Annotated in this window: 11 protein-coding genes; 3 read left to right on the plus strand and 8 right to left on the minus strand. The window is 52.5% G+C overall.

Features of this window, described 5'->3' with window-relative positions:
• Positions 1-48: 48 nt before the first annotated feature.
• The 4 genes from J6J28_RS06495 to J6J28_RS06510 form a co-directional block, all read right to left on the minus strand.
• On the minus strand, positions 49-969 hold the full coding sequence (locus J6J28_RS06495) for a metallophosphoesterase (protein WP_301720531.1): 921 nt from the start codon (positions 967-969) through the stop codon (positions 49-51).
• Positions 970-1,075: 106 nt separating this feature from the next.
• Positions 1,076-1,975 carry a GOLPH3/VPS74 family protein gene (locus J6J28_RS06500; protein ID WP_301720532.1) on the minus strand — a complete coding sequence of 300 codons (900 nt, stop codon included), beginning with the start codon at positions 1,973-1,975 and terminating at the stop codon, positions 1,076-1,078.
• Between the two features lie 474 nt (positions 1,976-2,449).
• Entirely contained in the window at positions 2,450-2,989 is a 540-nt protein-coding gene (locus J6J28_RS06505; RefSeq protein ID WP_418055175.1) for a DUF924 family protein, read from the minus strand.
• 92 nt (positions 2,990-3,081) lie between these two features.
• A complete protein-coding gene (locus tag J6J28_RS06510; RefSeq protein ID WP_301720535.1) occupies positions 3,082-3,432 on the minus strand; it encodes a BON domain-containing protein in 351 nt (116 codons plus the stop codon).
• A gap of 168 nt (positions 3,433-3,600) precedes the next feature.
• Between J6J28_RS06510 and J6J28_RS06515 the strand changes: the two genes are divergently transcribed.
• On the plus strand, positions 3,601-4,041 hold the full coding sequence (locus J6J28_RS06515) for a hypothetical protein (RefSeq protein WP_301720536.1): 441 nt from the start codon (positions 3,601-3,603) through the stop codon (positions 4,039-4,041).
• On the opposite strand, the gene J6J28_RS06520 is transcribed toward J6J28_RS06515, so the two are convergent.
• Entirely contained in the window at positions 4,034-5,449 is a 1,416-nt protein-coding gene (locus tag J6J28_RS06520) for a M14 family metallopeptidase (protein WP_301720537.1), read from the minus strand. The genes J6J28_RS06515 and J6J28_RS06520 overlap by 8 nt on opposite strands.
• 133 nt (positions 5,450-5,582) lie before the next feature.
• On the opposite strand from J6J28_RS06520, the gene J6J28_RS06525 reads away from it, so the two are divergent.
• Entirely contained in the window at positions 5,583-6,653 is a 1,071-nt protein-coding gene (locus J6J28_RS06525) for a S66 peptidase family protein (RefSeq protein ID WP_301720538.1), read from the plus strand.
• On the opposite strand, the gene J6J28_RS06530 is transcribed toward J6J28_RS06525, so the two are convergent.
• The 3 genes from J6J28_RS06530 to J6J28_RS06540 are packed head-to-tail and all read right to left on the minus strand — an operon-like array spanning position 6,621 to position 11,331.
• On the minus strand, positions 6,621-7,565 hold the full coding sequence (locus J6J28_RS06530) for an L-threonylcarbamoyladenylate synthase (RefSeq protein WP_301720539.1): 945 nt from the start codon (positions 7,563-7,565) through the stop codon (positions 6,621-6,623). The two genes, J6J28_RS06525 and J6J28_RS06530, sit on opposite strands and share 33 nt — an antisense overlap.
• Entirely contained in the window at positions 7,562-9,907 is a 2,346-nt protein-coding gene (locus J6J28_RS06535; protein WP_301720540.1) for a putative inorganic carbon transporter subunit DabA, read from the minus strand. The genes J6J28_RS06530 and J6J28_RS06535 overlap by 4 nt, the downstream gene beginning before the upstream one ends.
• Positions 9,904-11,331 (minus strand): NADH-quinone oxidoreductase subunit L, encoded by a 1,428-nt coding sequence (locus tag J6J28_RS06540; protein WP_301720541.1) that lies wholly within the window; start codon positions 11,329-11,331, stop codon positions 9,904-9,906. The genes J6J28_RS06535 and J6J28_RS06540 overlap by 4 nt, the downstream gene beginning before the upstream one ends.
• A 122-nt stretch (positions 11,332-11,453) precedes the next feature.
• On the opposite strand from J6J28_RS06540, the gene J6J28_RS06545 reads away from it, so the two are divergent.
• Positions 11,454-12,338 carry a LysR family transcriptional regulator gene (locus J6J28_RS06545; protein ID WP_301720543.1) on the plus strand — a complete coding sequence of 295 codons (885 nt, stop codon included), beginning with the start codon at positions 11,454-11,456 and terminating at the stop codon, positions 12,336-12,338.
• The last annotated feature ends 85 nt before the right edge of the window (positions 12,339-12,423 follow it).

Below are 12,423 nucleotides of genomic sequence, written 5' to 3' on the forward strand. Positions count from 1 at the left end.
GAGCTTTGCTCTACTCAAAATGCATGGGAATTATAGACGTCCAGACGTCTATTTGTCAACCCATATAAAGTTTTCGTTGGTAAGTTTGTTTTCACCGCCAAATCGATAGGCCACCATTTTACCGTCAACCTTGGGATCCGCAACGGACCAGTCGACACAAGCGATATGACTAGCTTGAAGCTCAGGTATCCCTTGCATCCAATAATGGCCAACAAATAACGGTTTGGCATTATCATAGCCCGGTAGTGTCGCACCATCGATAACACCTTCAGGCAAATTACTTCCGTCTTTTACGCCAAGCGCTAAGTCAATGTAACGACGACTATCTTCACGCCACCACTGGGTGCGGATTGCGCGCCTTTCATGTTCGCCGTGGTCTAAAAAAGAGTAGCCCTCAGGCAATGCGATTTCCCAACCCTTGCACATCACTTCAATCGCGTCGTACAGTTCATGTCCCTTGCGGTTGGCTGCTTCCCAGGCGCTCTGCTGCAAAGCGCCACGTTGGTCGGTATAGGCCTCAATCACAGCTTTGGAAGCTTCGTGCCAGCACGCGTGCGTGACACGCAACTCCGGAAGATCAAGATAGAGGGGCAAGGTCTTAAACCATTCAATGGTGCTGGCATACCAATCAGGATTGGCTTCAGCAACCTCGAGAAATTCCTCATGCTGCTCACGATTCTTCTTTTTGTGCGAACGCAGAAAACTGCCCTCTTCATCTTTCGTCGCCCAGGCCACCGCATTGAACTCGTGATTCCCCATGATCACCAGCGCCTGATCTGCCTCATGCATCGCGCGGATAATATCAACACTCTCCTTCTGTCGCGGGCCCCGATCAATCAAATCCCCCACCGAAATCAGTTTACGCTCCGGATGTCGCCAAACCCCTTCTGTCTTGCGATATCCCATCTTTTGCAGCAGCGCTTCCAGCTGCTCGGCATAGCCATGCACATCACCCACAATGTCGTACATGCAGTTCCTCCCTGTAAATTCTAAAACCTAGTAACTGCCACCATTACAACCCAGCGGCACGAGGTCAAGCGTCGCAAAATGCATTAAAACCGAACGATGAGCCTTATTAGCAGCTGCTTGTCCCGCTGGTGGCGGCGCTGGTGCTGGCAGCCATAATTGCCGGCATAATTGCGGCCATCATCACTGCAACTTCAACGGCAGCGATAACGTCTTTTGCTGTTTGACCTAATAACTCTCCGTTGACCACTTGTTCGATTCGCTCTTTATTCGACTTCAACTCGTCTTTACTAAAGACCTGCGGCAATAAACGAGCGCCTTTGGCTAAGGAAACAATGACCGCTATTCGTGGATCAATCTCCAGCGGTCGATCAAGAATTAACCGCCGCATCTCGCTCCGCAGATGTTGTTCCGGTGCTGGATTCACTTCCGGATACACCCGCTTGGTAAACAACCAGAGTACCTTCTTCTCTTCCAGCTCAACAACACCGTCCGCCACCAATGCCTGCGCAACTTTATGTTTTAATTTAGGAATGGCTCCTACGCGCATCACCCAGTCTTTCAATTTGCCACGACGTTTCGCAGTGGCCATCTTCTGGAGGGCTTCGTCAAACACCTGGTCACCCGTCGGTGCGTCATCGAGCACCCGCACTTTGTCTTTATTCTCGGCATCCACTTCGATGCGCTTCATCAGCAGCAGGTCAGCCAGGATGGCGGCGGCCACACCGTAATTGATATAAGCGGCATTCATGGTGCCCTTCTCTTCACAAAGCGCCAATAACATCAATGCTTCATAAAGCTTCAGCGGCTGTTCAGTAGTCGGGGTTCCAGTATGCATAAAATTCTTCCCATTTTTGTTGTCGTAGACGATTGCGCCGACCTGGGCAGCGAGTTCAGTTTGGTCTAATCCATTTCCAGCTCGCTCGTGTTGCAATAAATAGCCCAGCTGCCGCGCGCATTCACGCGCAACTTGAGTCGTTAGATCGACTTCGCTTTCCTGCGCTGTCACAACTCACCTCCCTGTTACTCCCTGTTACCCATGCCAGTTGGTTAAAATCTAAGCTTACCCCATAAGCCTGGATTCCCGACATCCGAAAAACGTAACATTCTGTAAGTCATCAATCACTGAGCAACAGGACACCAAACCGAAGCTCTCAAGATGAGCTAGGAGCTAGGAGCTAGGAGTTTGATGCAAAACGCCCTGCTGCACCAACTATGCTGCAAGGGCAAAATAATGCCGCAAATCTGGTGCATTATTTTTCGTATTTTAAAATACCACCATAGACTCATAGCTAAGCTGGTGCCTAAGTGATTTTTAAACGTAGACTGGGGTTTCGTTGAAAGAGTCGCTGCTAGAACCACTGATAGACTTAGTAATAGAAGAACGCATCAGACTGAGATCGGATGGATTGCGGCCGAATTAATCATGGCGCTTAGCCGCGACCGGTGTTTGCCCGGCTCGGTTCTCCCCCCCTTTTTGGGATTAAAAGCTGGAGTCAGGCTGCTCCAGGAATTCTTGCTCTGCAGCGCTGGAGGTGCGCCCTAAAGCTGCGTTCCGATGGGGATAACGGCCAAAACGCTTGAGAATATCCAGATGTTTCACCTCAAAATCATAGTTATTCTCAAGGCCGGGTTTCTTGTAAAGCCGCAAGGCTTGTTCATGAATGACCAACGATTCACTATGCATGTACGGCATGTATAAAAATGCTTTCTCGGTGGCTTTTAACTCTCTGTCGACTCCCTTTGCAACAGCTTCCTGGGCAAGCACCAAGGCCATGGGGTCCTGTGCAAAAGCGCCTGGGGAGTCACGATAAATATTACGGGAGAATTGGTCGAGTACGATGATCTCCGCCAGGCGTCCACGCGCGCTTTCACGCCATTGCCAGCATTCCCCTTCCTTTGCAGCTGCAAGCACCTCGCCAAAGCGATTGGCAATACGCTTGTCTAACTGATCATTTTTGCTGAACCAGTCTTTCGCGGACAGTTCGCTGAACCAAAAGTCCAAAACAGTAGTTGCATTCATCATTATCTCCCTGTCAAAAAGCCCCATGCAACATGAGAAGCATGGGGCTTATGGACACAATCTACGTTGGCTAATTTCATCAGCCAGCTCTATCAGTTAGCTTCTTCCTTTACGCTCAACTGATTACGCACACCTACTACACCTTCAGTATCGCGAGCGAGCCGTTCAAGTTCAATATAAGCGTCGTGAGTGGGGACTTCGCCGGTTAAGGTAACCACACCACCAGTCGTTTCGACAGTGACCTGCGCAGCACTTTCGAGCGCCATCAGTTTGCTTTGAACCTTGGCATTAATCGCCGCATCACTGACATGGTCACCACCGTCCTGGGTCGCAACTTCCGTCGCCTGTGCGGCTAGGTCGATTGGCGTTGTCGCTACGGCAGCAGTACCGAAAGCTAGCGCGAACACTGAGGCTAACGATGCAAATACGTTTCTTATCTTCATGAGATTCCTCCTCATTTCGAGTAAAAAAATTGCTGTTCCACTATAACTATAGTTGGCTGAGTAAGAATATAAAGCCGCTTTGCACAGTCTTAACTCCATCAGGACTAGGTTAATTTTTGTACATGAGCTAAACCTATAAGGTGACACCATGCCAAAGGAGGCAAGCAAATGAACCGAATTCTATCTATTTTTATTACCGCTGCGTTTGCATTAAGCGCCACAACCGTCCTTGCACAAACACAGGACGCAACTCAATCAAAAGAGTCAACTGAGACCAAAGCAAGCGAAGATCCCCCGAAGAAAAAAATGAAGAGAATGGATAAAACCACGCCCAAGCTTAACCTCTCTGCTGGTCAAAACGATGATAACCCTGACTTTATCGATGCGGATTCAGACGATGACAGCGTGCTCGATACCACCGCAGACGATGACGCTAAGCCAGCAGCAGCTGCTCATGAAGCGGCCCACGTCGTCCAGCAGCGTGCCGAACGGACCGAAGCAAGTACTGAAGAAAGTACTGAAGAAAGTACTGAAGAGAGTACTGAAAAGAAAACGTCTAAGAAGAAAAAAGGCGGCAACCGTGAGTCACCGCCTGGGAGCATTAATTAAACTGGATGACCACCCCCGCCAACACGGCAACGACCACCTCATCCTGTTGCTGTAACAGGAAGGTGGCATTCTGCCTTTGTTGGGGGCGTGATCCAGGGAGCGACCGCGGATTGACCAATACCGGTAGGTGGGTGCTGATATTCAGCTTATCGGCGTCACCATCAAAGTGGGTAAAACCCTCTTTCAGCAACTGCAGATATTCATGATGTGACAACGTCAGGCCCTTCGCCGGAACGCTATACGCCTTGCCCGCTTTGTAGGTTAGATTCTGCGCGTCATGGCGCTCAAACGCTGGAAACACCGATAAATCACCAACTTCTCGAATCGAACCATTACGACGCGCATCTGCGCTGCGGTTGATGCCGATATCGATGCGGTAAGTGTGTTCACCGTCCACCACCTGCACGTCGTCGAAGATCACATCTTTAAAGCTATTCGAATTATTCATCGGAATCTTGTGGTAAGGCTCCAGCGTGACGTCCGCGTAGGCCTCATTGGCAATACTGTCGAGTGCGCGAATCAACATCGCCACATTAACCGCACGGGCCTTCTGGCGATTCGGATCCTGCGGGTAGGCACCGGATTCGATTAAAATCGTGCTAATCCCCATCGCGGAGAAATTATCACCGAAAGCTCGCGGCGCGAACGTGTCGTTATAGCGACCGACGTGGCCCGGGATCATCGCCTCTGTTACCGCACCCAGATCGCCGATGAGTTTCATCGCGCGGCCACGACTATCGTTAATATCCTTGGCATGGTTATAGGCTGGTGCCAGTACTGAAATGGTTGCCGTTTTTCCGGTGTTGCCAACTTCGTAATAACGGCTTTGGTCGTGCAAGTTAAAGCCGAAATCGGGTTGCAGGGCTTTGCTCTGTGCCATTAATACCTGCCCCTCTGGCGTTTGCAATGCCATGGCGTCGCGATTCACATCAATGCCCTGAACGTTGTACCGTTGCGCAAGTTCTGCACCGTCCGGATTGACCATAGGAATCATATGCAGGGTGATATCATCGGCCCAGCTTTCGCGCCACTGTTCGTCTTTCTCAATTTTTTCCATCAAATCGAACAAAGCTGGCGTCGCTGTCGACTCATCACCGTGCATTTGTGACCACATGAACACGACGGTATCGCCTTCGCCGACACTGATCCGGTAAATCGGCCGACCCTGATAAGAGCTGCCGACCTGCTCAGTGCGAAACAGATCGTTTTGCTTGATCTGCTCAATAAAGGGCTCGATATCAGCAAAACGAATTTGCTGTTTGTCTAATCCGGCGACGAGCTTAACATCATGATGATGGCTATGATTGTGCTCGTTGTGAGCTTTTGGATCATGCGCCAGCGTAGTTGCGGACATGACGGAAGCCGCAATAAAGCCGCTGAAAATAAGGGGTAAACTAAGTTTTTTCATTTTTTATTGCTTCTCAGGGTTCAATTACTAATAAATTATTACTAGGATTGAGAGTAGCCGTTGACGCCAAACTGCGTCAACCATCACAAGTTCAACAGACCCAAATCTAAGACTAATAAAAGGTAACCTTGTCATGGATCGCAGATCTTTCATGAAAACTCTGGCCGCTGGAGCGGTTGCAACACAATTTATGTCTCCTGCACAGCTTGCCGCGTCGCCTTTTGCCGCCGGCTCGTCGGCCTTGAATGCCGGTCGCTTGCCCAAAGCTTTGAAAGCCGGCGATACTGTGCGCATGGTTGCACCAGCCAGCGCCGTGCAAGACCGCCATCATGTCATCATTGCCAAAGAAACCTTCGAAAAACTCGGCTTCAAGGTGCAACTTGGTGACTACGTGTTCGGCCGCCATGGTTACCTTTCAGGTACGGACCAAGAGCGCGCGGAGGACGTGAATAAAGCCTTTGCCGATGATAGCGTCGATGCGGTTATCGCCGTTCGCGGTGGCTGGGGCTGTAACCGTATTCTGCCGTTGCTTGATTACGATATGATTAAGCAAAATAACAAAGTACTGCTGGGCTACAGCGATATCACTTCACTGATGAATGCGCTTTATGTAAAAACCGGCATGGTCTCTTTTCATGGTCCGAACGGCTATTCCTATTGGGCCGACTTTCAGTCCGAGCAATTCAAAGACGTGATCATGGCAGGCAAGGCCACAACCATGCGCAATTACAAAGAAAAAGAAGAAACCCTGACCATGATGACCAACCGCACCACGACAGTGAACAGTGGTAAAGCGCAAGGTGTGCTGGTTGGTGGTAATTTGACGGTGCTCACCAGCTTGTGTGGCACGCCTTATTTTCCGGACTTAAGCGGCAAGATTCTGATGCTTGAAGATGTCGGCGAGAATATTTATCGCATCGATCGCTTCTTATCGCAGCTGCAACTTGCCGGTCATCTTGATGATGTGGCCGGAATTGTATTCGGCCATTGTACCGAGTGCGATCCAGGTGGCGGCTTCGGCAGTTTCACCTTGCACGAGGTGTTTGAACACTACTTTAAGCCTCTCGGCGTACCGACCTACACCGGCGCTCAGTTTGGCCACATTCGCGACAATCATATTTTGCCGGTGGGTCATGTGGTCGAACTGGACGCCGATGCTGCCACGCTGAGCCTACTGGGTAGCGCGGTCAAGCCGGTTGCGTAGGGCTTGCCACTCTTCACCTTCAGGTAAGGGTTCCAGCCAGATGGTGGTCTGCTGCTGCTGATCCAACTGATGTAAAGCGTAGTACAACGCATGCGCGTACTGCGCTGGTGTGGCCCCCAGCTCCTGCTGCCCGGCAGGCCAGTCCTGGCGTACTTTGCGCACTAAAATGACGCCACCTTTGGCCTCTTCAGGATTGTGCAACCACCGCAATTGCGCCTTAGGCTGATAATGTCTGGCCATATTGCCGGCCACGGCAACATCGTGTTCCGCAGGCGCATGCACCTTCTGCTTCAGCACGTCACCGATTTGCCTGGCGGTAACAGGACCCGGTCGTAGTATCTGTATACCATTGTCAATATTGCGCAAATCGACAATGGTTGATTCAATACCCACCTGACAGCGCCCGCCATCGAGCACCGCGTCAATTTTACCTTCCAGTTGCTCCAGTACATGCGCGCTGGTGGTGGGGCTCAGCTGCTGGTGCATATTCGCCGAGGGCGCAATCACCCCCAACCGATGTTGCTTGAGCAACTGTTGTAACTGCACCTGCGCCGGCAGCCGCACAGCAATACTGTGGCTACCACCAGTAATCAAGGGTGATACCCGCGGATGCCGCTTTAGTAGCAAGGTTAATGGGCCCGGCCAAAACTGCTCGGCCAGCTGATAAGCAACATCCGGGAGTTCACTCGCCCAGTCCGGCAATTGCTCGATGCTGCCAATGTGCACGATCGCCGGATGCTGCTGCGGGCGTTGTTTCGCTTCGTAAACTTTACGAATAGCGTCAGTGTTCGTCGCATCTGCCGCCAAACCGTAAACGGTTTCAGTCGGAACTGCGACGATGCCACCAAGGGTCAGCAGCCGTCCGGCGTGCTGAAGATGTGTATCGTTGTCAGCCTGGAGTACCAGCGTCATGCTCTTTCCTCTCTTTTTGAATTCATTGCCTGTTGCGAATCCTCTACAGGTTTCCAACCAGTGGCACTACGTTGCTGCGGCTGGAGTTGCTGTTCGGGTTGCCACTGCCACAGATACAGCCAGTCGTTGTCGATCAGTTGCCGCACCACTGGCTGTTCACTGATCACCCGGTCAATCGCTGTTTGGCTGGCGGCGATAACAACAGTGAGGCGTAACGGTTCGTGGTACCAGTTTTCGCCATCATGTAGAGATTGTCGGGATAAGCCGATACGGATATCGCCACCATTGCCCTCAAAGACTCCTAGTCCATCTGCCACCACGTTATGCAATAATTTATTACCGCTACCGAACTGCTGTGGCGCTACCGTTGAGGCGTAGTACTGCATGTTAATCCAGTGGGCGACTACCATTGGCGCTGTCATCAGCTGGGTCAGGATCTGCTGTTCCGGGTCTTGCTCTGCGTGATAATCATGGAGAAAGGCACGCGCATCGAAATGACAGTTCCGGGTGGCGGCGCGTGGTGCAAAGATAATTGCCGCATTGCGCGCCAGCCCCCACTCGGGTCGTACCTCTGCCCAGCTGCCCGCGCGCTTTTGCAACTGCACGGAACAGGTCTGTTGATCGTCTTTATGCGATCCGGGCGACAACCGCTGCAGTTGTTCGCGCTGAGCTTGCGTATTGGCTTTTTCGAGCCAACCCTGCAGCTTGTCGTCACTGCAGGGGCTCAACAGATTGAGTTGCTGCTGAGTGGTATCGTGCAAGCCTGGCAGAAACTCAGTGCTTGTCGGAATGGTGATCCCGTGCTGCTCTGAAAGCACCGTGCGCACCTCGTGTTGATTCAGGATCTGAGCCAGCACTTGGGCATTTGCTGAACCGGATTGCCCGCCGCAGGCACCACATTCGAGGCTGGCAGCATGGGGATTGTTACGCGTTGAGGCGCTATGACCCACCAGCAAAACATGCGGCGCAAAGTTAGCCGTAAGCCCCATGCCATTTAACGCATTCGCGGCAAGCTGAGCCAACTCCGTCGCGCTCGCAGGTTGACCGGCGCGGCTGATTTGCCACGCCTGTTGGTTCATACCCGGGCTGGCCACCCGACGCTGTGGCTTATAGGTAAGGCTACGTTTTAATAATTTCCAGGCCTTGGTCAGGCCGCTCATTTCAACCCAGCCATAGGCCCCTGCGGGACTTTCATGGGCCCGGTGCCAGCTCGCTGAACGCCAGGTTTCGATGTGTTTACGCTGACTCTCCGCATCATCCGGTTGGCACACCTGCCATTGTGGAGCAAGAAGGCCTGGTAATTGGGGTTTGCTGTAGCCGGGGCTAATCTGGTACTCGACGGGCAGGCCGAAAAAGCCGGCGAAACCCAGCGTCTGGATACTCTCAGATTGCGCTTCCAGTGCCCGTCGCATCGGCTCAGAGCGTACGTCAATGCACAACACCGCTTGCATTTCCGGGCGCTCCGAACGGGTGTCACAAGGGCGCTGCAATTGCGCAGCTAACTGCTGCTGGTAGCGCCACTCGCAGTGCTGCTGACGCTGCCAAAGTGGGGCCTGCTGCTGCTTCACCTCTGCTTTGACCTGTTCGTAAGCGGCCCATTGCCGTTCAAATTGTTGCCGTGTTTCAGTACTGACGCTGTGCCAACAGACCAGGTCCCAGGCCAGGCGGATGGTCAATAACTGCGTAAGCTCATCATTGAACCGTGGCTGCTGTTCCAGTTCGCGTTGCCAGCGACGCTGCGCAAAAACGCTCGCCCAACCATAAATATCATGCAGCAGCACTTGCAGGTAAACGGACCATTGAGCTTCGTCCAGTGGCAGCTGCAACGCCTGCTGATACAACGCCTGATAGTCGGTGGGCAAGGCCTGCAACTGGCGTTTCACATTCTTGTTATTCAGCAGCAACTGAATACCGCGATCCTGCCGGGTAATCGTCAACCACTGCTTGTACATCCGCTCGTTGATATTCTGATCCTGTGCAACTTGTTCTGGATAACTTGCCCACAGGGCACAGAACTGGCTCATCTGCTGTTTAATCTCGGTCAGCCAGGGCAAGGCGCGCGCACCCTTCTGCCGCAGGTTCACATCCTGTACTGCCGCCACTGAGCCAGCCCATTCGGGCACTGCTTCGCCAGCTGGCGTCGCCGGCATCAGCATCGGGATCCCAAACCAGGCCTGTTGTTCCGCGGCGACGTCCTGCACAGAGCGGTCGCGTTGCTGCCACCACGGGTTGACCGCGATGCTGCGATCCAATGGCCAGCTGGGCGCCACCTCCGCGGTCGCGGCAGCCACTAAAGCCTCAAGATCAGGCTGTTGCAAACACTCAGCGGGCATTGCTGTCATGATGAGACTCCTTTTGAGTTCGTTGTGCGTAAGGGCCAAATGGTCAAGGTTAGCCGTGTCGCCCATTCGTCGAGGTAGAGCCCGGCGTTCAGTGCCACGAACAAGCGGCTGCTGTGCGCCGACTGAGGCCGATACAGCAACCACAGGTAGACCGCCGTGATACCAAGCAAGACCGTGCAGATCCAGACATCCAGCTGCCACAAATACGGAGCCTGAGCGAATTTTAATTGTTGGCTAAGGGCCCAGGTCGCGATGAGATAAACGCCAAACCATACCACTGCAGCGCAGATTGCCCGCAGTAACTCACTAAATCTGAACCGCTCAAACATGGTCGACAACCACAGACCAAGGGCCAGACTCACCGCCAACCAGGGCGCAATATAATCAAACTCAAAGGTACTGATGACCAAGCCTGTGACTAAACCCAGCACTGCTAATACACCGCCAATGACTGCAGCAAAAGGCGGCAGACCAAGTTGCACAAAGCGTTGTCGTTCGCGTTGTTCAACTGCGGAACCTGAGGTTAAAAAGGCATAGGCCTTGTAGCACGAGTGCGCCAGTAAATGCAGTGCCGCCAGGGTGTAGTAACCAAGGCTGATCTCCACCAGCATTAACGCCATTTGCGCTACCGTGGACCAGGCTAGGCGCACTTTCACACTGATGCGGGTCATGGTCACCGTCGCGGCTACCAGCATACTGATACCCGCAACAATCGCTAACAGCCAGCGGGCTACGGGGGCATCGGTAAGCAACGGGGAAAATTGCAGAAGTAAGAAACCACCGAGATTAATAATGCCAGCATGCAGCAGGGCTGAGACTGCGGTAGGAGCCTCGACCACTTGCAACAACCAACCGTGCATCGGCAATTGCGCGCACTTTAATAAGGCAACAATGACCAACAGTATCGCTATCCATTGAGTTGCTGGGCTATCCAGCAGCGCCAGAGCGGATAACTCGGAAATGTAGAGCACGTCAAACTGCCACCATAAACCAACTAGGGCTGCCCCCAGAGAGGTTTCAGCCAGGCGGGCAAAAATAAACTTTTTGTGCGCGGCCAGTTGCGCGCGTGGGCGCTCAGGATAAAACACCAGCAAGCGGTGCAAACTCAGACTGACACCGACCCACCCCAACCAGAACAGCAAAAAGTGGTCGCTGACGGCAGTGAACAGGATGGCGATAAGTACCGCCATCAGCCAGCGATGGAACCGGGCCCCTTCATGCTCGTCTCGCATTTGTACGGCAGCAAAGCGCACCACCACAAAACCAATGAAGCTGATCATCGCGGCAAAACCTGCGCTCAGTGGGGTCAATCCAAATCCCCAGCCATACAACGCGGTTGCGCCCCCCATACCTGTTATCAGACTGACACTTAGAAAAGCCAGTGCGAAGACTGCCAAGATGCTTGCGGTAATACGCCAGCGCATAATGCCTCCAACTTCCATATTTTGTTATGGCGGCATTGTGCGCTATTGAAATATATTTATAAAATACATATATTCTATAGTTACGTTCTATTTTAACGAACGTTTAATGCAGGGGGCTTGTTGTGTCACGTTTGAATTACCACCACCTTTACTATTTCTGGCGGGTTGCAAAGCATGGCAATCTAACCGCAACCGCACAGCAGCTGGCGATTTCTCAGTCGGCATTATCGGCACAGATCAATCAGCTCGAACATAGCATAGGGCAGCCGCTGTTTACCCGGGAAGGTCGCACTTTGGTGCTCACCGAACTAGGACAAACCGTACTCAATTATGCGGAAGATATTTTTCAGCGTGGCGAGGAGCTGCAACAATTATTGAAACAAGGCACGCTTGCTCTGCCGAGTCTGAAAATCGGGGTGCTATCAAGTATGTCCCGTAATTTTATTGATACCTTCATTCAACCCTTGATGCAGCAGAACGATGTGCACTTTCAACTGATCGCACGGCCGCAACCGGAATTGCAGGAGCTGTTAGCGCAGCATCAGCTGGATATCATTCTGACCAATCATGAGTTACCCAGTAACGATGAAATTGCCTGGCAATCGCAGCTATTGGCCCGCCAGCCGGTCAGCGTGATCGCACCGCAGCCGCTGGCCCACTTACCCACTCAGATCGATGCCAGTTACCGTGAGCAACGTTGGGTGGTGCCCTCCTACGCTTCGCCGTTAAGGGCAACCTTTGAATCCTTCTGTACCCAGCACGAGCTGGCACCCGATATTATCGCCGAGGCCGATGACATGGCCATGCTGCGCCTGCTGGCCCGCGATAGTGGTGCTTTGGCGGTGATGCCAGCCGTGGTGGTGCGCGATGAACTTCTGTCCGGCTTGCTTAGCAAGCGCTTTGAATTACCCAATTCATTTGAAAACTTTTACGCAGTTACCCTGAGCCGCAAATATCAACATCCACTGCTTCCCAGCTTGCTCCAGGCAACACAGCATCTATCCTGAATAGCAGACAGCAACGTTTTTTGGGCAAACAATGTTAGGATAATAACCACTGCCCAGATGGTAGATTCGAACTGCCCGTTTTAGC

Origin of the sequence: Pseudidiomarina terrestris (assembly GCF_030466375.1) — a bacterium.
Taxonomy (GTDB): Bacteria; Pseudomonadota; Gammaproteobacteria; order Enterobacterales; family Alteromonadaceae; genus Pseudidiomarina; species Pseudidiomarina terrestris.

What these genes read in the sequence shown, in the direction of transcription:
- J6J28_RS06540 (WP_301720541.1), bottom strand. Translation starts at nt 11,331, where the DNA reads ATGCGCTGGCGTATTACCGCAAGCATCTTGGCAGTCTTCGCACTGGCT.
- J6J28_RS06495 (WP_301720531.1), bottom strand. Translation starts at nt 969, where the DNA reads ATGTACGACATTGTGGGTGATGTGCATGGCTATGCCGAGCAGCTGGAA.
- J6J28_RS06510 (WP_301720535.1), bottom strand. Translation starts at nt 3,432, where the DNA reads ATGAAGATAAGAAACGTATTTGCATCGTTAGCCTCAGTGTTCGCGCTA.
- J6J28_RS06525 (WP_301720538.1), top strand. Translation starts at nt 5,583, where the DNA reads ATGGATCGCAGATCTTTCATGAAAACTCTGGCCGCTGGAGCGGTTGCA.
- J6J28_RS06505 (WP_418055175.1), bottom strand. Translation starts at nt 2,989, where the DNA reads ATGAATGCAACTACTGTTTTGGACTTTTGGTTCAGCGAACTGTCCGCG.
- J6J28_RS06535 (WP_301720540.1), bottom strand. Translation starts at nt 9,907, where the DNA reads ATGACAGCAATGCCCGCTGAGTGTTTGCAACAGCCTGATCTTGAGGCT.
- J6J28_RS06515 (WP_301720536.1), top strand. Translation starts at nt 3,601, where the DNA reads ATGAACCGAATTCTATCTATTTTTATTACCGCTGCGTTTGCATTAAGC.
- J6J28_RS06520 (WP_301720537.1), bottom strand. Translation starts at nt 5,449, where the DNA reads ATGAAAAAACTTAGTTTACCCCTTATTTTCAGCGGCTTTATTGCGGCT.
- J6J28_RS06530 (WP_301720539.1), bottom strand. Translation starts at nt 7,565, where the DNA reads ATGACGCTGGTACTCCAGGCTGACAACGATACACATCTTCAGCACGCC.